General features: G+C 44.4%; 20 protein-coding genes. 14 read left to right on the forward strand and 6 right to left on the reverse strand.

What is annotated here, in order from left to right:
- The first annotated feature begins 8 nt into the window (after positions 1–8).
- The 12 genes from gmd (at position 9) to rfbA (ending at position 13,404) form a co-directional block, all read left to right on the forward strand.
- Positions 9–1,127, forward strand: coding sequence for a GDP-mannose 4,6-dehydratase (gene gmd / locus WKR14_RS07135; protein ID WP_339087553.1), 1,119 nt, complete (start codon positions 9–11; stop codon positions 1,125–1,127).
- A gap of 84 nt (positions 1,128–1,211) precedes the next feature.
- Entirely contained in the window at positions 1,212–2,171 is a 960-nt protein-coding gene (fcl, locus tag WKR14_RS07140; RefSeq protein WP_109277568.1) for a GDP-L-fucose synthase, read from the forward strand.
- A gap of 6 nt (positions 2,172–2,177) precedes the next feature.
- Entirely contained in the window at positions 2,178–2,696 is a 519-nt protein-coding gene (locus tag WKR14_RS07145) for a GDP-mannose mannosyl hydrolase (protein ID WP_339087554.1), read from the forward strand.
- A 2-nt stretch (positions 2,697–2,698) separates the two neighbouring features.
- Complete coding sequence (locus WKR14_RS07150) at positions 2,699–4,111, forward strand: mannose-1-phosphate guanylyltransferase/mannose-6-phosphate isomerase (protein WP_339087734.1); 1,413 nt, start codon at positions 2,699–2,701, stop codon at positions 4,109–4,111.
- 3 nt (positions 4,112–4,114) lie between these two features.
- Positions 4,115–5,533, forward strand: coding sequence for a phosphomannomutase (locus WKR14_RS07155; protein WP_339087555.1), 1,419 nt, complete (start codon positions 4,115–4,117; stop codon positions 5,531–5,533).
- A gap of 32 nt (positions 5,534–5,565) precedes the next feature.
- Positions 5,566–6,732 (forward strand): nucleotide sugar dehydrogenase, encoded by a 1,167-nt coding sequence (locus WKR14_RS07160; RefSeq protein WP_339087556.1) that lies wholly within the window; start codon positions 5,566–5,568, stop codon positions 6,730–6,732.
- Between the two features lie 373 nt (positions 6,733–7,105).
- Entirely contained in the window at positions 7,106–8,197 is a 1,092-nt protein-coding gene (gene wecA, locus WKR14_RS07165) for a UDP-N-acetylglucosamine--undecaprenyl-phosphate N-acetylglucosaminephosphotransferase (protein WP_339087557.1), read from the forward strand.
- Between the two features lie 40 nt (positions 8,198–8,237).
- On the forward strand, positions 8,238–9,218 hold the full coding sequence (locus WKR14_RS07170; RefSeq protein WP_000082736.1) for an IS5-like element ISEc68 family transposase: 981 nt from the start codon (positions 8,238–8,240) through the stop codon (positions 9,216–9,218).
- Positions 9,219–9,320: 102 nt separating this feature from the next.
- The gene (gene wecA, locus WKR14_RS07175; RefSeq protein WP_339087558.1) at positions 9,321–10,256 is read left to right on the forward strand and encodes a UDP-N-acetylglucosamine--undecaprenyl-phosphate N-acetylglucosaminephosphotransferase; all 936 of its coding nucleotides are present in this window, start codon (positions 9,321–9,323) and stop codon (positions 10,254–10,256) included.
- A gap of 153 nt (positions 10,257–10,409) precedes the next feature.
- Positions 10,410–11,453, forward strand: a complete 1,044-nt coding sequence (wecA, locus tag WKR14_RS07180) for a UDP-N-acetylglucosamine--undecaprenyl-phosphate N-acetylglucosaminephosphotransferase (protein WP_339087559.1) — start codon at positions 10,410–10,412, stop codon at positions 11,451–11,453.
- Positions 11,454–11,524: 71 nt separating this feature from the next.
- Positions 11,525–12,409 (forward strand): UTP--glucose-1-phosphate uridylyltransferase GalU, encoded by an 885-nt coding sequence (gene galU, locus WKR14_RS07185; RefSeq protein WP_251767141.1) that lies wholly within the window; start codon positions 11,525–11,527, stop codon positions 12,407–12,409.
- Positions 12,410–12,522: 113 nt separating this feature from the next.
- Complete coding sequence (gene rfbA, locus WKR14_RS07190; protein ID WP_251767140.1) at positions 12,523–13,404, forward strand: glucose-1-phosphate thymidylyltransferase RfbA; 882 nt, start codon at positions 12,523–12,525, stop codon at positions 13,402–13,404.
- A 256-nt stretch (positions 13,405–13,660) separates the two neighbouring features.
- On the opposite strand, the gene WKR14_RS07195 is transcribed toward rfbA, so the two are convergent.
- On the reverse strand, positions 13,661–14,830 hold the full coding sequence (locus tag WKR14_RS07195; protein WP_144167885.1) for a site-specific integrase: 1,170 nt from the start codon (positions 14,828–14,830) through the stop codon (positions 13,661–13,663).
- A 514-nt stretch (positions 14,831–15,344) separates the two neighbouring features.
- Entirely contained in the window at positions 15,345–15,614 is a 270-nt protein-coding gene (locus WKR14_RS07200) for a hypothetical protein (protein ID WP_339087561.1), read from the reverse strand.
- Between the two features lie 99 nt (positions 15,615–15,713).
- Between WKR14_RS07200 and WKR14_RS07205 the strand changes: the two genes are divergently transcribed.
- Positions 15,714–16,808, forward strand: a complete 1,095-nt coding sequence (locus WKR14_RS07205) for an ISAs1 family transposase (protein ID WP_109248997.1) — start codon at positions 15,714–15,716, stop codon at positions 16,806–16,808.
- Positions 16,809–17,647: 839 nt separating this feature from the next.
- A complete protein-coding gene (locus WKR14_RS07210; protein ID WP_339087562.1) occupies positions 17,648–17,839 on the forward strand; it encodes a hypothetical protein in 192 nt (63 codons plus the stop codon).
- A 245-nt stretch (positions 17,840–18,084) separates the two neighbouring features.
- Here the strand turns inward: WKR14_RS07210 and WKR14_RS07215 are convergent, their stop codons facing one another.
- From WKR14_RS07215 to WKR14_RS07230, 4 genes are read right to left on the reverse strand one after another with little or no spacing between them, the layout of a single operon-like run.
- Positions 18,085–19,341 (reverse strand): hypothetical protein, encoded by a 1,257-nt coding sequence (locus WKR14_RS07215; protein WP_339087563.1) that lies wholly within the window; start codon positions 19,339–19,341, stop codon positions 18,085–18,087.
- 30 nt (positions 19,342–19,371) lie between these two features.
- Positions 19,372–22,233: a hypothetical protein gene (locus WKR14_RS07220; protein ID WP_339087564.1), complete on the reverse strand. Its 2,862-nt coding sequence runs from the start codon at positions 22,231–22,233 to the stop codon at positions 19,372–19,374.
- Position 22,234: 1 nt separating this feature from the next.
- The gene (locus tag WKR14_RS07225) at positions 22,235–23,821 is read right to left on the reverse strand and encodes a hypothetical protein (protein ID WP_339087565.1); all 1,587 of its coding nucleotides are present in this window, start codon (positions 23,819–23,821) and stop codon (positions 22,235–22,237) included.
- Positions 23,814–24,344 carry a hypothetical protein gene (locus tag WKR14_RS07230; protein WP_144167578.1) on the reverse strand — a complete coding sequence of 177 codons (531 nt, stop codon included), beginning with the start codon at positions 24,342–24,344 and terminating at the stop codon, positions 23,814–23,816. The genes WKR14_RS07225 and WKR14_RS07230 overlap by 8 nt, the downstream gene beginning before the upstream one ends.
- Between the last annotated feature and the right edge of the window lie 107 nt (positions 24,345–24,451).

Genomic DNA, 24,451 nt, shown 5'->3' on the forward strand with positions numbered 1-24,451 from the left:
AAGAAAAAATGAAAAAAATTGCTTTAATAACTGGTGTTACAGGTCAGGATGGTTCTTATTTAGCTGAACTATTATTGGATAAAGGTTATATCGTTCACGGCATTAAACGCCGCGCTTCATTGTTCAACACTGAACGCGTTGACCATATCTACCAGGATAGACACGAATCTAGTCCAAATTTCTTTCTACACTATGGTGATTTAACTGATACCTCTAATTTAGTGCGGTTGGTACAAGAGATTCAACCCGATGAGATTTACAACCTGGGTGCGCAGTCGCATGTGGCTGTATCGTTTGAGTCGCCGGAATACACGGCGGATGTAGACGCCATGGGCACCTTGCGCTTGCTTGAGGCTATTCGTATTTGTGGACTTGAAAAGAAGACGCGCTTTTATCAGGCTTCTACTTCAGAGCTCTATGGTCTGGTGCAAGAAATACCCCAGCGGGAAACTACGCCATTTTATCCGCGCTCCCCTTATGCAGTGGCTAAAATGTACGCCTACTGGATTGTGGTGAATTACCGTGAATCCTACGGCATGTATGCCTGTAATGGTATTTTGTTTAATCACGAGTCACCACGTCGCGGTGAAACCTTTGTGACCCGTAAGATTACTCGTGCTATTGCAAATATTTCCCAAGGGTTAGAGAAGTGTTTATACCTAGGTAATATGGATGCTCTGCGCGACTGGGGCCATGCCAAAGATTATGTGCGTATGCAGTGGATGATGCTTCAGCAAGATGTGGCCGAAGATTTTGTGATTGCCACGGGCAAACAAATTTCGGTACGTGAGTTTGTGCGTATGTCAGCGGCTGAGCTCGGTATTACCCTTGAATTTAGTGGTAAAGGGGTGGATGAAATCGCTACTGTTATTGCGATTGAAGGTGATAACGCTAAGGCACTTAAAGTCGGCGATGTGATTGTTAAAGTTGACCCTCGCTACTTCCGCCCTGCAGAAGTTGAAACTTTATTAGGGGATCCGTCAAAAGCTAAATCCAAGCTTGGCTGGGTGCCTGAAATTACGGTTGAGCAAATGTGTGCAGAGATGGTGCAAAACGATTTGGATAAAGCTAAACAACACGCCATCCTTAAGCGCCATGGCTATGATATCAGCGTATCCGTTGAGTAACTTAGCCTGATTGTATTTTGCTAAGTGATTGTGCTTTAGCAGAGATTATGATCTCAGCTTTTTTATTGTTTGGTGGGTTTAAACATGAAAAAAATATTTGTTGCTGGTCATCGCGGTATGGTTGGTTCTGCCATTGTTCGTCAATTACTTCAAAAAAGTGATGTTAATGTTGTGACTTGTGGCCGTGATGAGCTTGACTTGCTTGATCAAGCTGCGGTGCGGCATTTTTTTGCAGTTGAGAAAATTGAACAAGTTTACCTTGCAGCTGCAAAAGTGGGCGGCATTATTGCCAATAATACTTACCCCGCTGAGTTTATTTTTGAAAACCTCACTATCCAAAATAATATTATCCATAGTGCGCACCTCGCGGGCGTACAGGATTTATTGTTTTTAGGCTCATCCTGTATTTACCCCAAACTTGCTGTCCAGCCTATGACAGAGTCAGCATTGTTAACTGGTACTTTGGAGCCCACGAATGAACCCTATGCTATTGCCAAAATTGCTGGTATTAAAATGTGCGAGTCTTACAATCGCCAATATGGCCGCAATTATCGCTCAGTGATGCCAACCAACTTGTATGGCGAAAATGATAATTTTCACCCAGAAAACTCCCATGTAATCCCAGCATTACTGCGCCGCTTTCATGAAGCAAAATTGAAAAATGATTCACAAGTGGTGGCATGGGGCTCTGGTGCGCCGATGCGGGAGTTTTTACACGTTGATGATATGGCCGCAGCCTCTATTTATGTAATGAATTTAGACCAGGCGACTTATGAAGCCAATACCGAGCCTATGTTAAGTCATATCAATGTGGGAACTGGCGTCGATTGCACTATTCGTGAATTGGTCGAAACCGTTGCAAGAGTGGTGGGTTTTACCGGTGACATTGTATTCGATGCCACTAAACCCGATGGTACGCCGCGTAAGTTGATGGATGTATCACGCCTAAAATCTTTAGGTTGGCAGGCCTCGATAACCTTGGAGCAGGGATTACAGACAACCTACCAATGGTTCTTGGCTAACCAAGATAACTTTAGAAAGTAGGTCTGCATGTTTTTAGACCAACCTACTTTTTCAACTGTTATTGCAAGTACGCCTTTAGTGTCCATCGATTTAGTGGTTACCAACTCAAATGGACAAGTGTTACTTGGCCAGCGCTTAAATCGTCCCGCGAAGAATTATTGGTTTGTACCCGGTGGTCGCATATTAAAGAATGAACCACTTGCAGAGGCCTTTAAGCGTTTAACCCGTGATGAGCTTGGCCAAGAGTTTACTATTGACCAAGCGACTTTACTCGGCCCATTTGACCACTTTTATACTGATAATGTCTTTAGTGATTTTAGTGATAGCGTCTTCAGTGGCAATGTTTCCGCGACTGATAATACAACCCATTATGTTGCTATAGCGTATTATTTAAAGCTTGATAGTCAGTTAGATAATTTACCGCTGGCCATTCAGCACGGCGGTTATAAATGGTTTGATGTGCCCAGTTTGATGATTGATGATAACGTACACATTCATACTAAGTGGTACTTTGACAAAGCTTATACCGATTTAATTAAGGAATAATGATGATTTTACCCGTAATCATGGCAGGAGGCTCTGGCACACGTTTGTGGCCGCTGTCACGTGGCAATTTTCCTAAACAGTTTTTATCGCTTTCTGGCAACGCCACTATGCTGCAAAACACCATCAGCCGCTTAAATGGTATTGAGCATGCACCTGCGATGTTGATTTGTAATGAAGAGCACCGCTTTATTGCGGCAGAGCAGGTAAGGCTGTTAGGTGTTAAGCATAACGGTATTTTGTTAGAGCCTGTTGGCCGTAATACTGCGCCAGCGATTGCTTTGGCTGCTTTTAAAGCGGTTGAGTTAGGACAAGATCCTTTGTTATTGGTGTTAGCGGCCGACCATGTAATAGATGATGTTGCTGCATTTCAACAGTCGGTTAGTAAGGCCGCTGAGTTAGCTGCTACGGGGAAGCTAGTCACTTTTGGTATTGTGGGTGATAAACCTGAAACGGGTTACGGTTATATTAAGCGTGGCGATGCTTGTCAGCATGGTTATGTTGTTGATTGCTTTGTTGAAAAGCCAGATTTAGCAACCGCTAAGGCGTATATTGCCAGTGGTGATTATTACTGGAATAGCGGCATGTTTTTATTTAAAGCCAGCCGTTATCTTGATGAATTAAGAGTTTATCGTCCCGATATCTACGCTGCCTGTGAGCTTGCTATGCAAGTGCAAAATAATGACAGCGATTTTATTCGTATTGACAAAGCTGCGTTTGAAGCCTGCCCCGACGACTCTATTGACTATGCTGTGATGGAACACACTAAAGATGCTGTGGTTGTACCCATGGATGCGGGTTGGAGCGATGTAGGCGGTTTTGCGGCTTTATGGGAAGTCTCTAGTAAAGATGCCTCTGGTAATGTGTTCAATGGCGATGTTAAAGCTGTTGATACGAAAAACACCTTAGTATTTGGTGGCAATAAGCTTATCACCACAGTGGGGGTTGAAGACTTAGTTATCGTAAATACTAAGGATGCGGTATTAGTTGCCCATAAGGATCAATCACAACATGTAAAAGCGATTGTCGGCCAGCTTAAAGCGGAGCAGCGTAGCGAGGTGACTTTCCATCGTGAGGTATATCGCCCTTGGGGTAAGTATGACTCCATCGATAATGGTGAGCGTTTTCAGGTTAAGCGTATTACCGTAAAACCCGGCGCTAAGTTATCGGTACAAATGCACCATCACCGTGCGGAGCATTGGGTTGTGGTATCCGGCACAGCCAAAGTGACGAATGGCGATAAGGATATTCTGTTAACAGAAAATCAATCGACTTATATTCCAGTAGGTGTGATTCACGCGCTTGAGAATCCCGGCAAAGTTGATCTTGAGCTGATTGAAGTTCAATCCGGTTCTTACCTTGGTGAAGATGATATTGTTCGTTTTGAAGATAGATACGGACGAGTAGAAGGGAAGTAGTTTATGCCGAGCACTAGTTCAGTTTTATCGGAAAGTGTTATTGCTTTTGGTACTAGTGGTGCCAGAGGGTTAGTCACTCACTTTACGCCGCAGGTTTGCATGGCTTTTACTCAAGCCTTTGTTGGCGTGATGCAGCAGAATTTTACATTTGATAGTGTTGCTATTGCGATAGACAATCGGCCGAGTAGCTATGCAATGGCACAGGCTTGTGCCAGCGCCTTGATAGCATTAGGCGTGCAGCCCATTTACTTTGGTGTTGTGCCAACGCCTGCATTAGCTTTTATGGCAATGCAGCAAAACATTCCTGCCATTATGGTTACGGGGAGCCATATTCCATTTGATCGTAACGGCCTTAAGTTCTATCGTCCCAATGGTGAAATCACAAAAGCTGATGAGTTAGCTATTCTAGCTGCGGACTCTGAGTTGGTTCAGGCTGAGGTTTGCGATTTACCCGCCGTTTCTGATGTAGCTGTAACGTCTTACATTGGCCGTTATCTTGATTTATTTAGTCCTACTTTATTAGTGGGTAAACGTATCGGTATTTATGAGCATTCCAGTGCAGGGCGCGACCTCTATCCTAAGTTATTTCAGAGGCTAGGTGCTGAGGTTGTTAGTCTTGGTCGTAGCGATCAATTTGTACCGATAGATACTGAAGCTGTGAGTTCGCAAGATATTGAAATGGCACAGCGTTGGCAAAAAGAGTATCAATTAGATGCGGTTTTTTCCACTGATGGTGATGGTGACCGACCTTTGTTATCTGATGAAACAGGTACTTACCTTCGTGGCGACATTTTATGCTTACTCGCAGCTCAGTTTTTAGAAATCGAGGCGCTTGCTATTCCTGTTAGTTGCAATTCTGCAGTTGAAGCTTGTAATTCTTTTAAGCAAGTTTTACGTACTAAAATTGGCTCGCCCTATGTGATTGAGGCTTTTTCAGCATTGCAGACTCAATTCTCCCGTGTAGCTGGTTTTGAGGCTAATGGTGGTTTTTTGCTAGGGTCTGATATTGATTTAAATGGTGTGAACTTAAGTGCATTGCCTACACGTGATGCTCTGCTTCCTGCTCTTGCTGTGTTAGCGATGGCGGCTAATGCTCCTATCTCTAAGTTAATAGCACAGCTCCCTCCAATTTTTACGGCAAGTGATCGAATTCAGAATTTTGCAAGGGAGCGAAGCCTTGCGCTGATTGCACAGGGCATTGCATCGCCAAAAGACTTACTAACTAAGTTATCGCTCGGCCAATTTGAGGTACTATCAGTTAATACAACTGATGGACTTCGAATCACACTGACAAATGGGGATGTTGTCCACTTACGGCCTTCTGGTAACGCTCCTGAGTTACGTTGTTATGTTGAGTCAAATTCTAGCGAAAAGGCTATTTCGCTTGTTAACTTGATTTTGGGATGTGTAGTCGATATTTAAGTCGTCATCTTTTTTACGTATATGAGTTAAAAATGAAAATTGCTATTGCTGGTACTGGTTATGTGGGCCTTTCTAACGCTGTTTTATTAGCTCAGCACCATCAAGTTACTGCTGTTGATGTTATCGCGGATAAAGTGGAGTTAATTAACGCTCGCAAATCACCGATTGTTGATGCTGAGATTGAAGACTTTTTAGCGCATCGTGAGCTTAATTTAACTGCAACCTTGGATAAACAACTTGCGTATGAAGATGCTGATTTTGTAATTATTGCTACGCCAACGGATTACGATCCAAAAACGAATTATTTTAACACTTCTACTGTCGAGTCGGTTATTCAAGATGTATTAGCCATTAACCCTAAGGCGGTGATGGTAATTAAATCTACTGTGCCTGTAGGCTTTACTGCTAAGATCAAGCAAAAGTTTAATTGCGATAATATTTTGTTCTCGCCTGAGTTTTTGCGTGAGGGTAAAGCGCTTTACGATAACTTACATCCATCACGGATTATTGTCGGTGAGCGCAGCGAGCGCGCAAAGGTATTTGCTGATTTATTAGTGCAAGGTGCAGTGAAAAAAGATATTCAAGTGTTATTTACTGATTCTACTGAGGCTGAAGCGGTTAAATTATTCTCTAATACTTATCTTGCGATGCGTGTAGCTTACTTTAATGAGCTTGATACTTATGCTGAGACACATGGTTTAGATTCGCGACAAATTATTGAAGGTGTGTGTTTAGATCCGCGTATTGGTAACCACTACAATAATCCCTCCTTTGGTTATGGTGGTTACTGTTTACCTAAAGATACTAAGCAACTGCGGGCAAATTATGCTGATGTGCCAAATAGTATTATTGGTGCGATCGTTGAATCAAACACGACCCGTAAAGACTTTATTGCTGAATCTATTTTAAGTCGTAATCCTAAGGTCGTGGGCATTTATCGGCTTATTATGAAATCAGGCTCGGATAACTTTAGGGCCTCGAGTATCCAAGGGATCATGAAGCGCCTTAAGGCCAAAGGCATTGAGGTGATCGTGTATGAGCCCGTGCTGAAAGAGAAAACTTTTTACCATTCCCGCGTAGTAAATGATCTTGTTGAGTTTAAAGCCGTTGCCGATGTGATTGTGAGTAACCGTATGGCCAAGGAACTCGCTGACGTTGCAGATAAAGTGTATACACGCGACCTGTTTGGCTCCGACTAATTACCTTGAATAGGTAAACGTTGGTATTCACCTACCAATCGTCAAGTTATTGGGGTGTGATTGGTTTTATTCCTACAAATCAATAGCATGCTAAAGTTAGTGAGACAGTTTTGAGACACTATTTCGAGACTGTCTCACTTTCGTTCTTAAGTGCCTCTAATAGATTCTTTTATTTGTATTTTTATGGTGTCACCACCAACAGATCCTATTGGGGGTGTTTTCCTGCATTTCGCTTCGGATCAACGTGAAAGTGTCTCATTATCAAGTAACTAATTGAAAGATAAGTGATGTCATTTTTGTCCGAGATTGTTGTTGTTGTTGTGAGTACCGCTTTTCAATTATCATTTTGTTTTAGACTTCAATCGAGTTCAGTATGTCGGTAAGCTTATCGTTCGTCAGTGTATTTTTAAGTTCATTTATCTGTTTATTCGTGTTTCGTAAAATGGCTAAAAAAATTGGTTTGGTTGATAAGCCTAATGAGAGAAAACACCATACTGGTCAGATCCCATTAGTGGGAGGGATCTCGGTCTTTTGTACCATGATGTTGGTTTTGTTCCTGCATTCTGAATTATTGCTAGCTCCACAATTGTATGCCGGATGTACTTTTATCCTCGTAATTATCGGTGTGGTTGATGACCGCTATGATATTAGCTTTAAGCTGCGCTTAGTGATCCAAGCAGTGGTTTCTATTGCGATGATTGTGCTGGGTGAACGGAGTTTACATAATCTTGGCTACTTAATGGGTAGTGATGCGATACGAATCCCTGAAGTTGCTAGTTATGTGTTAACCGTGGTTGCAGTGATTGGTGCTATCAACGCGTTTAATATGGTGGATGGTATCGATGGTTTACTCGGTGGTTTAGCATCTGTCACCTTTGGTGGTTTGGGGATCCTTTTTTATTTGCACGGCATGGCCAATTTTGCACTTTTTTGTGCCTTATTAGTAACAGCCATGCTGCCTTATATCATGTTGAATTTAGGCTTTCCATTCGGTAAGCGTTTTAAAGTGTTTATGGGCGATGCTGGCAGTATTTTCATTGGTTTTACCGTGATTTGGTTGCTGATTGTGGCTAGCCAAGGTGAGCGGGCTACGGCTATTCGCCCTGTTACGGCACTTTGGTTAATTGCGTTACCACTTATGGATATGGTGTGCATCATGATCCGCCGTATTCGTAAAGGACAATCTCCTTTTAAACCAGACCGTGAGCATTTGCACCATATTTGTCAACGTCTTGGGTTGTCATCCCATATGTCACTCTTCGTTATTTGTACTGGAGCTGGCGTTATGGCGGCAGTTGGTATTTGGTCTGAACTTGCAAAAGTGAATGAAAATATTATGTTTTTAGCATTTTTAGCCACTTTTACATTGTATTTTACCGTTATAAATAACATTTGGCGGATAACCGCTTTTTTACATAGGCAACTCAATTTTACTAAGGAAGGTGCGAATAAGTCCGAGATGTGAGATCATCGTGTTGTAACCTGAACCCAGAATGAGTAACCGGATGAGCCAGCAACTGACTTTTGCCGACAGTGAGTTTTCCAGTAAACGCCGCCAGACCCGCAAAGAAGTTTTCCTTGGCAGAATGGATGACTTGCTTCCCTGGGACAAATTACTTGGCGTTATCGAGCCTGTGTATCCCAAGGCCGGTAATGGTCGCAGGCCCTATCCGCTGGAAACCATGCTGCGTATTCACTGCATGCAGCAATGGTACAACCTGAGCGATGAGGCCATGGAAGATGCCCTCTATGAAATCGCCTCCATGCGACAATTTGCTCGCCTGTCACTGGATAAAGCCATTCCAGACCGCACTACCATCATGAATTTCCGGCATTTGCTGGAGCAGCATGAACTGGCCCGCAAAATCTTCAGTACCGTTAATCACTGGCTAGCAGAGTGTGGCGTTCTAATGACCCAGGGCACCTTGGTGGATGCCACCATCATTCAAGCCCCCAGCTCTACCAAAAACAAACACAACAGCCGTGATGAAGACATGCACCAGACCAAGAAAGGTAACCAGTGGTACTTCGGCATGAAAGCGCACATTGGCGTGGACGCCAAAAGTGGCCTGACCCACAGTCTGGTGACCACGGCGGCTAACGAGCACGACCTCAATCAGGTTGGCAAGTTACTGCATGGCGATGAAGAATTTATCTCAGCCGATGCTGGTTATCAGGGGGCCGAAAAGCGCGATGAGCTCAGCGATGTCAGCGCAGACTGGCTTATCGCCAAGCGTCCCGGCAAAGTGAATGCATTGAAGCAACACCCGCGCAAGAACAAGCTGGCCATCCGTTACGAATACCTGAAAGCGAGTATCCGAGCGAAGGTTGAGCATCCATTTCGGATAGTAAAATGTCAGTTTGGTTTCGTCAAAGCCAGGTACAAGGGGCTGGCTAAAAATGACAGTCAACTGGCGATGTTATTCACCCTGGCGAACCTGGTTCGAGTTGACCAATTGATACGGGCACAGGCGAGATCTACCTGAAATGAGGAAATTGGCCTGAAACAGGGCCAAAATCAGCCACGAAGAGACGATTTTGGGCTGAAAATTGGAAAATTGAGCCACAGGACGTCGATAAAGGACGGTTTGGGGCGTCATATCGGGAGCTGCGGACCACTTAATCGCAGCTTCCTTAGTCCTACTTTGTTAATGCAACCTCTTTTGTATGCTGGTTGTGCTTTTATCTTAGTGGTTATCGGTGCAATTGATGATCGCTATGATATTAGCTTTAAACTTCGCTTAATTATTCAGGCTTTAGTGTCTATAGTGATGATAGTTATTGGCGAGCGTAGCTTACATAACCTTGGTTATTTGATGGGCGTTGAGGCGTTAAAAATACCAGAAGTCGCCAGTTATGTGTTAACTGTGGTTGCGGTTATTGGCGCGATAAATGCATTTAATATGGTCGATGGTATTGACGGGTTGCTGGGTGGTTTAGCCTCTGTTACCTTTGGCGGCCTAGGTATTTTATTTTATCTGCATGAGATGGCCAATTTTGCACTTTTTTGTGCCTTTTTAGTTACCGCTATGCTGCCTTATATCATGCTTAATTTAGGTTTTCCGTTCGGGCGACGTTTTAAGGTGTTCATGGGGGATGCGGGGAGCATTTTTATCGGCTTTACTGTAATTTGGTTGCTGATTGTGGCCAGTCAGGGTGAGCGAGCTACCGCCATTCGCCCGGTTACCGCATTGTGGCTAATTGCTTTACCGCTGATGGATATGGTGTGCATCATGTGGCGCCGCATCAAGAAAGGTCAATCACCGTTTAAGCCCGATAGAGAGCATTTGCATCACATCTGTCAACGTGTCGGGATGTCGCCGAGAGTATCATTATTGGTGATTTGTTTGATTTCGACCATGATGGCGGCTGTAGGCGTTTGGTCTGAGTATCTCGAGATTAATGAAACCGTGATGTTTGTCTCATTTTTGTTGGTGTTTGCTTTGTACTATCTCGCGATAAGTTACGTCTGGCGCATTACCGCATTCATGCATCGATGGTTTAAATTTACAAAGCCATTGTAAAATATGCCTGGCTTGAGGTACAAAGTTACAGTGTTTTATGTTGAACCGTTTTTACCTTGTCATATAGAGGTTATACTGTATGACTGGTAGTTGTTGGCGGTAGGGACCGGTATGGTTCCTCGTCATTCTATATGGGCTTAGGGAAGAGAGTTTATGGAATACTTTATACCGTTTGTGACGGTGTTTTGCTTAACGTGTGCAGCGATTAAGTTGTTTCACCCAATTGCGGAGAAAATCGGCTTAGTAGATTTACCCAATGAAAGGAAAACACATGTTGGTGCCATACCGTTAATTGGTGGGGTGGCAATATATTGTAGTGTCTTACTTGTTTCCAGTATCGTGTTTGAACAAAATCAGGTATTTTACCTTTACTTGATTTCTGCAGCGCTCATATTGTTTTTTGGGGTATTGGACGACAAATATGATTTGTCTGTCCGCGTTAGAATCGTGGCGCAAGTGATCACCGCTTCGATCCTGGTCTTTGGTGCTGGGTTTTATCTTACATCACTGGGTCATATCACTTATTTCTTTGAGTTAAAGCTAGGATATTTAGGTGTTTTTGTCACTATACTGGCCGTTATCGGTGCAATAAATGCCTTTAATATGGTGGACGGTATTGATGGCTTAGCCGGGATGTTGAGTCTCGTCACCTTTACGTCTCTGGCATTGCTGTTTTACGTTGCCGGTAATGATTGGTTTGTTCTTCCTCTACTTTTCATCGGCGCAATAATTGGTTATTTGATATTCAATTTGAGATGGCCTTTTGAAACCGTTCAAAAAATCTTTATGGGCGACGCAGGAAGCATGTTGATTGGGTTGACAGTAGTATGGCTGCTCGTATTGGGTGTTGAAGCTGACGTTCGGGTATTTGCCCCCGTTACTGCGCTGTATCTGATTGGTATTCCGTTAATGGACATGGCTGCAATCATGTACCGCCGAGTTAAAAAAGGGATGTCACCTTTTAAGCCTGACCGGGATCACCTCCACCATATATTTGAAAGAGCGGGTTACAGTCGAAAACAAACGCTGGTACGGATCTCTTTTGCCTCTATAGTGCTAGCTGCACTAGGTATTTCCGGAGAATGGATGCATGTGCCTGAATGGATCATGTTTTTGGGTTTTGTCGCGATTTTTGTGGCCTATAATTGGGCATTAGCACACATTTGGCAAATATTAACCTGGCTTCGTAAAGCTTAGCTTATTGAGTTATTGGGGAAAAATCCTCTCATGAGGATTTTTTTTGTGCGTTTTATATTATCGGATTGTTTATGAAAGTTGTTATTCCCGTAGCGGGTCTTGGTACCCGTATGCTTCCTGCGACTAAGGCTATCCCGAAAGAGATGTTGCCGCTTGTTGATAAACCACTTATTCAATACATAGTTAATGAATGTGTAGCAGCCGGTGTGAAAGAGATTGTGCTGGTGACTCATGCCAGTAAAAATGCGATCGAAAACCATTTTGACACCTCATATGAGCTTGAGTCGACGCTTGAGAAGCGAGTAAAGCGTCAGTTGCTCGATGAGGTGCAATCAATTTGCCCTAAAGACGTGACTATTATGCATGTTCGTCAGGGTGAGGCTAAGGGGCTTGGTCATGCGGTGCTTTGCGCAAAACCTTGTATAGGCAACAGTCCTTTTGCGGTTGTGTTACCTGATGTGATTTTGGATGAGTATAGTGCCGATCAGAGCTCTGAAAACCTTGCGGCAATGATTAAACATTATAAAGCGACTCAAGCTAGCCAAATCATGGTAGCGCCAGTGGCGCTAGATGAAGTAAACAAATACGGGATTGTCGATTGTGGTGGAGTGGATATCGAACCTGGTGAATCATCAGTCATTAAGGCTATGGTCGAAAAGCCAGCCATTGGTGAAGCCCCATCTAATCTTGCTGTTGTAGGTCGTTACGTTTTGTCTGAAAAAATCTGGGACTTGCTGGCTAAAACCCCCGCTGGTGCAGGGGATGAGATCCAATTGACAGACGCGATTGATATGCTTATTGAATCTGATACTGTCGAAGCCTTCAATATGACAGGTAAGTCTCATGATTGTGGCGACAAACTTGGTTATATGACGGCTTTTGTTGAGTATGGCCTGCGTAATGAAAAGCTGGGTAAAGAGTTTCGTCATCAGTTAGAGAACTTGCTCGGACAATAATCTAGGTCCGAATTTTAATGCCCACTTTGGCTTGTCGAAGTGGGCATTTTTCATTTCAGGGTAATGTATTATCTAATGAGAGCTTTAAGCTAAGACTAAATGAGAGCGATATAGTGAAAGGTATTTTATTAGCCGGTGGTACTGGCACGCGGTTATATCCCATCACACGTGGCGTATCTAAGCAGCTGCTACCTGTGTATGACAAGCCGATGATCTATTATCCGCTTTCTGTTCTTATGCTGGCGGGGATCCGCGATATTTTGATCATCACGACCCCTGATGAACAGATGTTGTTTCAGCGCTTACTCGGTGATGGTAGTGATTTTGGTATTTCGCTTGCCTATCAAGTACAGCCAAAACCTGAAGGGATCGCACAGGCCTTTATCATTGCCGAGGAGTTTATTGGTACCGACAGCGTGTGTTTGGTGCTGGGAGATAACGTTTTTTATGGGCAGGGTTTCAGTCTCACGCTGAAACAGACTGTAGCTGAACTCAGCAATGCAGATTCGGTAGGGGCGACTATCTTTGCCTATCAGGTCGACCAAGCAGAAAGATTTGGCGTGGTGGAGTTTGATGCTGATTTCACCCCCTTGGCAATCGATGAAAAGCCAGTTTTACCCAAATCTAACTGGGCGGTCACCGGACTCTATTTTTATGACAATCAAGTCGTCGACATCGCTAAAGGATTAACGCCCTCAAAACGTGGTGAGCTTGAAGTCACGGAAATTAATCAATCCTATTTAAAGCGCGGTGAACTTAAAGTCGAATTATTGGGACGTGGTTTTGCTTGGCTAGATACCGGTACGTTCGACAGTCTGCAGCAGGCTTCATCTTTTGTTCAAACCATAGAAACTGTGCAGGGTCTAAAAGTGGCTTGTCTTGAAGAGATAGCCTGGCGTAATGGCTGGCTGACCAATGAGGATATTCATCGTCTTGCCAAGCCTATGCTGAAAAACAGCTATGGTCAGTACTTACTTTCACTGGTGACCCCATAGGGCTTAGTAAAGGAAAGCTGTGCTAGGTTTGTATTAGTCATGAGGGAGCTGAGAAAGCGACTGGCTAAGACTGCTGACAATGGATATTAGTGCTTGCTTCAATGTTTTGCATAGGACTCGTTGAACAGTCAGCTTTGTCGGTTGCGCCACCCAAGTACAAGCCACTCATTTAGTGTTCGGTGGGAGAGGGGAACCAACTGGAACAATTGCCCACTCAATTTCAGTGAGCAATTGAATAAACCAGTTGATTGCGGATTTACGACGCGACGGCTTCTGAGCTCATGAGTTGATCAAAAGCGTTGCCGTCATTGCGAGACGCATTTACGACATAAGGGGCGTAGACGTCAAACAGTAACCGTGTATCACTGTGGCCCAGCAGCTGCGATATGTAGAGTGGATTTTCAAGGGCAGCGATATGTAATACCGCAGCCGTATGACGGGTTTCATAGGGGCGGCGCTTTTTTAACCCCGCGCTTTTCAATGTCGGGTACCATAATTTTCGACTGACATAGTGGGTTTGCAGTGGTGTACCTGAAGGCCCTGTGAACACAAAATTACTGCCTGAGCGATTGGCGGCTTTGATCCGCTTAAATGCATCATACACAGTGTCGCACATTTTCAGATCTCGACGCGATTTCGGTGTTTTCACATCACATACCACCCCGTTGACCCAGTTTTGTCGAATACGGATCAATCGGTGCTCAAAATCGATATGTTCCCATTCCAATCCATGCACCTCACAGCTTCGCATTCCAGTCCAAAACCGAATAATGAAATAGTCTTTCCACTGTTTAGGAACCACAGAAAGAAAGCAGCGCACTTCGGCAATGGTCATGGGGTAAGACTCTGCTTTTTCTTCTTTCAAGGAGCGGTAACGCCTCAGTGGGTAATCAAACTTAAACTCTTCAGATGCTAGGCTGGTAATGGCGATGAGTGGCCACAGAATGTTATTCACGCGGCGATTGGAGAGTTGCCTGGTACCATCTTCCTTCTTTATATCCAGTAATTTCTGACGAAAGAAATCAATTTGAGTCAGACTGACTTCATTGACTAAGGTATTGCCAAACTCTGGGATGAGATATTTTGTCAGCGCTTTCCGAACACTGCCTTGATAACTTTCTTTCCACTTGGCCTTTTGGCGTTCAAACCATTGGTTGGCGTAGTTATCAAAGAAAGGGTACTGACGGTCGGGATGTCGCGTCCGTTGCAGTTGTTCAAACAGTGCGACCTTTTTACTGTTGGGGAAGTAGTCTCGGTACTGAAAGCTACCTAAGTCTATCTCAGCATTCATCTGCTTTAGGGTGGTTTTAGCACTGGCTAAGTTTTTCGGGGTGGCCATCATTTTGGTGCCTTCACGAAAGCGTTGGCCGTAGAGGTGTAGGTCGAACTGAATACGCCCATTAGGGCGAATACGAATATGAGCCATAATCGTCTCCATCAAATAGATCTGTCCCTATCCGATGGAATTCGTTAAGATCTCGCCATCGGCTGGGTCTCTGTTAATAGCTAGTGCAGCCGGTACGGGGCAGGGTGGTTGCCGCCATCCTGTCCCAACTGCTTCTTTATCAGGTTAACCGGGTTATTAAAACCCGCAACTGCACCTGAAACGCCTCATTTCCCAATAGTCCGCACATTGCAAGTATTGGTTAAAAAGACAGCTTTCAATATATCAACTACTGGTTGTTTGTCCAGTAGTTTCTGCTTGAATTAATCACTTAATAATGACTTTTCTAATACCGAAACGGTGCGATAGATCAGCGCTTGAAAATAAGCCTAAGCAAACACCCTTCGATGACTTCAGTACTGGCTTGCAGACCCTAACAGAAGCGATCAAGTGCCACTTACCCTCAATCATGACCCTATCGCTGCTGCAATTTAAAGCAACGAAGGGATGACGTTTCATTTCTGAGCGGTAAACGCTGATCAACTAGCATCTGATTTTATTCTTGCTTGTGCAGTACACTCGCTGGTAAACCGTATACCGCAATCACATCCAATACTTTAAGGGAGTACTTGGTTTCATATACTGCCCTACCCATCAGTTTGCCGTACATGGTGCCAGCCTCATTGGAAGATAAGCCGCTTTTTGAGAAGTCGAAGTTATTGATGGGCATTTGTCTTATTTGTTCGATATAAAGCTGGTCTATCACTTTTTGGCTTTCACTGCGTAGGTCCTCTTTTTTATAACCCCAGCTTTCTTTTGCTATCACGCCAACGGGTAGGTTGGATCAGGGCGGGATCCCACTTTAAATTGAACTTTTACGGTTGGTCATGATCTGATCTGCCTTGCCCTTAATCCACAGATGACCATGACCCTTTTGAAACAACTAGAACAGATTACCGATCCCCGTAAGGACATCAATCTAAAGCATAATTTAGTGGATGTGGTGTTCCTGACACTCAGTGCTATCCTCAGCGGTGCGACTGGGTGGAAGTCCATTCAGGAATTCGGAGAAGAACAGCTAGATTGGCTCCGTCTGTACCGAAAATTTGAAAATGGCATCCCTAAAAGGCATTGTATCAGTAATATAATCAAAGCATTGGACAGCGAACTGCTCCTTCAAGCCATATTTGGCTGGATCAATGAGCAACGGCAAACGGAAGGGAAAACCGTTATCGCGCTGGATGGAAAAACCCTGCGCGGGGCGTGGAGTGAGGATGCTAAGAATGCACTCCATGTTGTCAGCGCATTTGATGTCGGCAACGGCATTACACTTTACCAAGACAGTTCACATTCTAAAGGGAAAGAAGCTGAAGTCGCCCGCAACATGATTGATGCTATGGCACTGGATAATGCCGTTCTGACGCTGGATGCACTGCATTGTCAGGTGTCTACCATGAACAAAATTAAACAGGGGAACGGTGATTTCATTATTCAGCTCAAGTCGAACCAGCCGGGATTATTTGAAGCAGTCAAAACCAGCTTCAGTAAAGCGTATGAGCAGCCAGAACTGGCTATATTTGAGCAGTTCAACATGGGTCATGGCCGCAGGGAGCGCCGAACAGTCATGCAGATAGAAGCAGAATTATCAGCGGAACTTAAGAAAAAGTGGCCGCACATCACCTCATTTATCGAAGTTGCCAGTGAACGGACAGTCGATGGAATAACATCATGTTCTTCACGCTGGTATGTCAGTTCCTTACCGCTCAATGCCGAAGAGGCCGCGAGGACTATTCGAGAGCATTGGGGGGTAGAAAATCAGCTCCATTGGGTGCTGGATGTGGTCTTCCGCGAAGATGCGCTGAAGGTAACGGATCCTGATGGCGCAAAGCATCTCGCCCTATTTAACCGAGCGGCTCTGAGTGCGATAAGGCAGCACCAAGGCAAAAAAGACAGTCTGGCAGGTAAGCGCCGCCGTGCTGGTTGGAGTCCTACATTTCGCTCAGAGTTGTTATTTGGTTAAGATATAAGCAAAGTGGAATCCCGCCCTGTAGGTTGGATAGGTCGTAAATTTTACTATCTCTAAGAAAGATCTCTGCTTGTTTCAATTTATAATCGCGGTGTTCATAGTTGAGTGGTATAGCACCGTTCATGAGAGCGTTCGCTAAAATGACTGTGGCTAGACTGAGCATGGTAGGATCCTTTTAAGCTGATAAACATTGCGAACTCAATCATAGAGGCAAGTCAAGATCCGGCAACTGTGTGGAAAGTCAAACGGGTAGGCTTCTCTTTATTCTGTTAGGTTGGAAGGATAGGTCAGGGGTAATCCAATCCCCTCTATTAACCATTTAAAGTAGTACTACCATGTTGCTCCCATTCTAAGCGTGTGTATAATTAACCCAGACCGTACATGTGCTCTATGGTCGTTAAAGAAGATATTGATGAAAATCAATGAGCCCGAGCGTGCACCGTCAAGCGAGGTCAAACCATAAGGGTTAAATATCGCTATGTTAGGCATCGGCTAACACCATAAAGACATTAAATTGCAAAAGCCCAGACGTTCCTGGGCTTTTGGTTATCTGCGCATTGTACCAAAGCCTTTCGGTGTGCTCTGTTAGAGCTCCTTTCATCAATAGCGTGTCCAAGTTACATTAGTCGCATTTACCGCCGCGGTGGGTAAATGGTGGGTAATCAAATCGGTGGAATCAAGCTAAGGCTGATTCCCTATATTTAATTTCGTGATAACCGAATGTATGTGAAGCACATTGTGGCTCATACTGAATATGCGATGTTGACCCACCAATACAGGTGAAATAAGGAGTACCTGATGACGTCTCGTGGTGTGAACTTATCAGAGAAGCTTTGATAGATGCTCCCTACTTTGCTGAAGTTCGTAACCAGGCGGACTGCGATCGTGCCCTGAATACCATGGACGAAATGATAGATGATTATGACGCCAACGCCGGGGCAATTACTCTGTTGGCGAGGGCTATCGAATATTGGGAAGATCAAGCAGACGAATTTGTTGAGTTTAACCGTACGATTGCCCAGTGAGATAACGGGATCGTATTGGTTAAAATGTACTAGCTCAGATCAGGTCTGAGCTAGTACAAATAAGTTAGATCTCAGTACCACTATATTTAGCATTTACTCATCAAGAAAACGTCTACAGCTTTGGCAATCTTCCCCTGATCCAGTGACATAATCTAGGGCTGCGATTGCTCATGTCCCTATCTGAACTAGCCGCAGCACTATTTCACTGACTGCTCTTATGGTGGGCGGTTGAAAAGTGTACAGCGCTATACATCCCCAAAGCCAAACATATCACCTTGGCTATCTTCATCGCCTGCTGCATCTTGTTGTTTTAACTTTGTTTCTAACTTGTTTTTTGATTGCTGTACCAGATCCATTTTGGGGGAGGCGTATTCGATATCAGTGATACTTTGACAAGGAGCAGTATTATCTCGGTTGTTATAAAAACCCAGCTTTAGATCACCTTGACCATTCACAAGTACCGCGATTTTCATGTGGTCAGCACTGGTAATATCTTTGATCTTCACCTTACTCAGCTGGCTCAGATTGATACTGTATAACATGGGCTTATCACATTCGATATGCTTAGTACGGATAAAACGGTTACTACCGGTTTCTTCAACTAAACTGGCAAGCATGACATAGTCTTCATTGACATAGAGTAGGGCTTGATTGGCTTTTTTTAACGGCGTAATTGACAAGTATTTTTCGAGATCTTCCTTAAAATCATAAATGTTGATGGTCATTTTCGCCTCTGTGCGATATGAGGTTGCTTTTTTTAATCGATATTCGCGTAACGATGCCAGTGAGCTTGAGCTCACGAAGTTGTCGTTACTAAATATCGCACGCTCATCATCAAGGTAATACAGGATCTGTTCTGCATCAGTGTTGTGGCAGATCCTATCTAGTTGTAGCATGCTTTGTTTGTTGAGCAATATCCCATCGGTTACTTGCATATTCTCAGGCAGTGCACTGATTTGAATGTTATTGTCACGCTCAATGCGGACTTTTTGTTGTTCTTTATTGAGCTCAAACACGTCGAAAGGTCGATGCGCATCAGCTACCTCAAGGATCATCCTGGCGGAATTTGTGGGTAAAGCTTGATAAGCTAGATTTTTATGTTGTTCAAGAAAGGTGAGATGTTTCTCTATTGGTGGTTTAGCTTGAATATATAGAAGTGATACTTGTGCCATGAGACCGTTGATCAAAGGTAACTTTGGCTGTTTACCGTATTCAACTTCAAGGTTCATTGGCGGGTGGTCTTCGGTGTTTTTTAGCTCAGCCAGCCACCAAGTCTTAAAACTACTGGCACATAATGACCATTGACCCTTTTTGAGCACCCAGTCGCTGTTAAGGGGTAACTTAACTAGCATGGGGAAGTCGCTCGGGCCACCGATCAAATAGCCTTCCTCTCGGCTTTCTATCACAACCGTGACATACGCAATAGGATCTTTATGGCTGATCGCATCGACGAGGTAGCTTATGCCTTTTTTACTGTCAGCATGAAATTCAAGTTTTGCCATGATGGTTTCCTTTTAAACGTCGATAGTTAATCAATCTGCAAAATACTGGGCGAGTGGACGCTGAAATATTGCTGCGGATAAGGGAGTGTGCAGTGTGATGTTAAGGCTGGTGTCACCAGTCGGTATCACGTTATGCAACACGGTGTCTTGTTTGCGAGCAAAACAGCTTTTAACTAATGCGAGCTTATGACTATTAAGACTTTTCCGGTTGTGGATTAAAGTCAGTGTCGCAGCGAAATATTTAAGTGGGCCGTGATGGCATAAAGTCTCAAATGCTTTAAGCGTGCGTTGGTTACAAGGGCAGTTAAATACAATATCTAGCTGGCGTGGTTCGGTGCGCCTTGCCGCGTTTTCACTCGTGAGCGCTTCAACGAACGTTGCTCCGCCAAGATGATTAATCGCTGTACGCTGCTTTTTATTAACAACCAACCCCTGATGTCGTCCTAAGTCTTGCCACGCTTGGCTAAGGGCCTTCATCGTAAGCTCACCAGTTGTTAGCATGCGCAAAGCCTGTGCATTCATAAGTTGAAATGTTTGATCGCTATACCATTGCTTCGGTGTGTGAGTTGTCCATTGCTTCAACCACTCATCGTCACTCCAATGCTGCTTATGACGAGACACAGGTAGATTGGGAACGATCCTTTGCAGTAGTTGCGCCTCGCTGAAGCAGGGTTGATAAGACTTTTTGTCTTGTTCGGACAATGCTGCATAGTCCGGGCTGAGCTCCGCAAGCACTCTGGATACATCATTAGAGCCTGCAGGCATATCCAACAGATAGCGCAACTCGTCGCGGCTATAGTGACGTTTGTGGGGTTTAAACAGTGGAATGATCCGTTCAAGCCCGTGCAAATAATGGCGACGTGTGGTTGCATAGTGTGCATGACCGAATTGAGCGCTGATCACATCAAGAAGCAAGCTGTCGTTGACCTGGCTAAAATCGCGGCCCTCGAGCCAAAATTGAAAGCGTGCCAAGCAACTCGTTTTAGTCAGCATGGTTTGCATCGCTTTGTCATCAAGTATTGAAGCCAAATGGTTATCTTCCCGTTCATATGCCAAATGCAACCCTTGCAGGTAAGTAAGTTCAACACCTGAGTGACGTAAATGATGAAAGCGTACTTGTTGTCCGAACAACCCTTTGAGTACTTGAGTCACGGGGTATAAATAGTGATTTGCGCGTGAAGTGATAGACTCACCGCATAATGCCAAAAGCGGTTGGGCATTATCACTCTCTGCATGCACCTTTAGCACAATACGTATAAGTTTTGCCGCAACTTCGGGCATGACGACATATAAGTGCCGTGTTTTCCGGTCTTTTGTTTCCCCCTCTATCGTCCCGGTGATCGTCAGCTGAAAATGGTTTGCCTGATTGACGACTTGACGAATATCCCCCACTCGAAGACGTAATACCTCTCCTCGGCGTAAGGCGCCGTAAAATCCGAGTAACGCGGCGACACTGGCAAACAGTCTTTGCAAAGGATGACCATTGCTAGATGACAGTAAATAGTCGACAACGTGATGTACCTGCGAGACGCTGAGTCTGAAAGCGTCAATTCGTGCGGGTAAACTTGGCTTTTCAAATTGACTCAAATCGAGATGATCGGTTAAAGGCTGCTGTGCCACACTGCGTAAAAATTGGTAGAAATGCCACTGCTGAGAATCTTTGGTCTCAAGTGTTTCAAAAGCTTGCTGTGCCCAAAGCGCTAATTTTTCCGGCTCACAGGCTGTCTCATAGGAGAGCGGAGCAAGGTTTTTATAGAAGTTGCTGTAACGATCGACGGTATTAACCGGTAGGTTGTCACGTTTAACCCCGCCTTCGATGAACAACGACTCACAAAAGTGAAACAGCAGTTTGGGCAGGATGTTATCTTGACGCCAACAGGGCTCCGCTGGCACTACGTCAGATCTGTTGTTTTTACTGCGGTAATACTTGATTAAATCTTTGTGTGGCCAATGAGTTTTGCCAGAGTTTGATTGACTACCGTCCTGGTTTTCTTGCGTATGGAATACGATCGGTTGATAGAGTGTTTTTTTGATTGCGAGTGGCAGCTTGGGGCTGCAATGTTGAGGTAACGTGGCGACATGCCGTTGCGGATCGGAAATATCGCGCAGCAACTCGACTGGTACTTGATACTGGTGGTGCCACAGTGATTGAAATGTGCGCTGCCATTTCGCCGCTGTGCGTGCAGCGAGATAATAAGGCTGTGCTGATAATGCATGATTTAACGCTTGTAACAGTGCATTCGTCGTTGGCCCTTGGGTTTGCTGCTGCATATATTGGTGTAATAGTCGATAAGCAAACAGCGACAGTGGCAAGCGAGTAAAACTTGGCTGAGTGTTGTTAGCAAAGGCGGCGATAGGTGTTGGGTGCGGTACCTTAAGGGTATATTGACCTTCGAAAAACTCAATCGGCTCAGCACTACTGAGAACCGCTTGCCAGTAGCTTAATGGCAGCGGCGCGACTTCGATATAGAGCACGGTAAGTAACCAAGCAAGGTCATTTTTAAGTTCGTTTTTGGGGTCAACGATAAAGTGTTGGCGAAGTTGTTGGTAGCTTCGTAGTAACTTGCCGGCATCGTCGTTGAACACTTGTATTTCGCGGTTCCATTTGAGTGCACTATCTTGACAACGTGACTCTTGCTTTGATGGCAGGGTCCAATCACAGACATCAAAAAGATATTGTAAGACTTGATCTCGTGCTTGCTTAAGTCGACGTTGTCGCCCTGTGGGAATGTTGCTTATCGCATGATTAATTTGCTTGAGACTTTCTTCACTGAGTTGGCGTTGGCTTGAGTGTTGCTCAAGTTGTAGACATACCCATTTGATATCAGTGCGAGCTGCTATCGTTAGTCCTTGGTCGTCAAGATAGCGTTGTAGCGTGTTGTGATCGAGCATATCAGTAGTCCGTGGTGAGCGGTATTAGCTGTAAGAAATCACTAATGCCGTTTAGGTGCTTAGTGAGCTTTTTTTGTGATGCAGGGAAATGCATGTCACTGCCGAGATGTTCACCGAAAGAAGAATGCCCCATGAGTTGATCTACATCTTGAGTCGATAACACGGGATCGAGCGCCGCTCTCGCATGCTGCGCAAAAAAGTGCCGCAGTTGGTATGGCACCACATGATCGTTTGGGAAGCATTCAGACCAGTGTTGCATCATAAATTGACGTAGTGATTTTGCGTTGAGTGGCTGCGGCTCCCCCTGGCTATTGATTTGAAACCACTGCAAAGACGGGGGAGTATGCTTGGGGAAAAGTTGAATAACTTGATGTTTGAGTTGTTCAAAACGCTCAATTGCTTGCTGCAGATAGTGCGGTAATGTCACACTTCGCCAGCGGCCTTTGTCTCTAACAATAGCGTGTTGAAAGTTAAAGCAATAAGTTTGTTCAAGCGTAATAGCATGAGTCGGACGAACGCCTGTTAATACGATGAACAATAATGCGAGTTCATTTGCACGAAAATTAACTAACTCGCGCAAGGTTGTTGCGCTGAACTGTTCGTGACTCAGTTGCAACCCGTGTTGATGTAAATGCCGGAAAAACTGCCGCAGATGGCCCACATCTAGCATACGCTGTGAGCCAATCTCGAGCGCTGAGAGTTTGACATAAGTTTTAGTTGCTTTAGTCAGATCGAGATGGAATGCCGGAATTCGACCAGCTACCTGTAAATGCTCCGGCAATGGATCATTTTTATGTAACAGTGAACGTTCATTTGCTGTGATTGGAAGTGGCACGTTGAGCATCGGTGCGAGTTTTGGGTCCATTAGTACTTGACGCAGTCTGTCTAGATATCGCGTTTGTGCGTGAAAGATCTCATAACGTAGTTGATCGCTGTCTTGAGATTGATAAGCGCTGGCTGAGTGATGATGCAAGCCTTCTTCACCGAGCAGTACCCGTTTACTAAGTGTTGACAGACTATTATCAAGATTGGCCAAGGTGTTGAAGTAGCCAAAAAGTCCATCACGACGTATGCGGTATCGGCCTAATAACGAGGTTGGTGTACGCCATTTTGTCGTTAACCAATCAATGAAAGCCACTTTTTCTTGGATAGACAGTTCCCAATGCTCGGTAGACTGGGTTAATGCATGGCTAAAGTAGGCATTGAGTCCATTGGGCAAGGGTTGCCATTGCCACTTCAAGCCCTCATGAGTGTCGTGCGCCAATGCATATTCGACCCAGGAAATATTATTCATACGGACTCGTCGCAGTGCATTGGCTTGGCACGGTTCACTGCCCGTGAGGATGGCTATTGTGGGGATATCTGCAGTAGTTCGGCAATCAACAAGCTCGCCTTTTAGCCAGAGATAAACAAAATAAAACAGGTGTCGATCGTACGAGTTAATCTTTTTGCTAATGCTCTGTTTTACGTGCGACTTTAATCGCGACAAAGCAGTAAGTAGTGTTAACGCTACGCTCATAGCCTCTGGGTATACACCGCCGCTATTACGGTGTCGCGCTTTACGTTTGATGGCACTTAATTTACTCATGCTTGTCCTCAACTTTACTGTTAGCTAACTTGCTGTTGTCAAAACGGATTGCCGTTGGTGATACCCCAGCGAATAATGCTAATAGGTTTTTTTTAGGGAGCGATTGAGTGGTTAGCTTAGGGCTGGATTTAGCCGCAGAGAGCCGGGCGGCAAGCGTTTTTAGCGTTGAAGATTGATAGTTATATTGTAGAGCTGGGAACTTGAGCATTAATGTCAGAATAATCTGCTCAATATTATCTGCTGAATCGTGATGCTCACAGAGTCTGATTTTTTGTTTTTGAACAAAGGGATGTTGTCGAAGTCTTGCAAACAGTGGGTCAGGCATTAAAAGCAGATAGCGCTCTGGAGCCGTAGGTATGACATGAAGAGTGATTGTCTGCAGTAAGAGCTGTATTTCGTCCTGCTGAAAATGTTCAAACACAATGGGGTTGAATTCTAGGGTTATCTCTTCGCTGAGCAAATGAGCAACTAGCGGGTGATACTCGAGGGTAAAACTGCAAATCAAACGTTGTGTTGTTTTCATATCTAGAGCCTAAAAATTACTGATTGCCCTCGATTGTATATTTAGAAAATTTTGGAATTTTGATTTTCAATGTACATTTTGAGCATTGAAAATATTTTTTCTGAGTT

The organism is Shewanella chilikensis (assembly GCF_037953065.1).
In the GTDB taxonomy this organism is placed as follows: Bacteria; Pseudomonadota; Gammaproteobacteria; order Enterobacterales; family Shewanellaceae; genus Shewanella; species Shewanella chilikensis.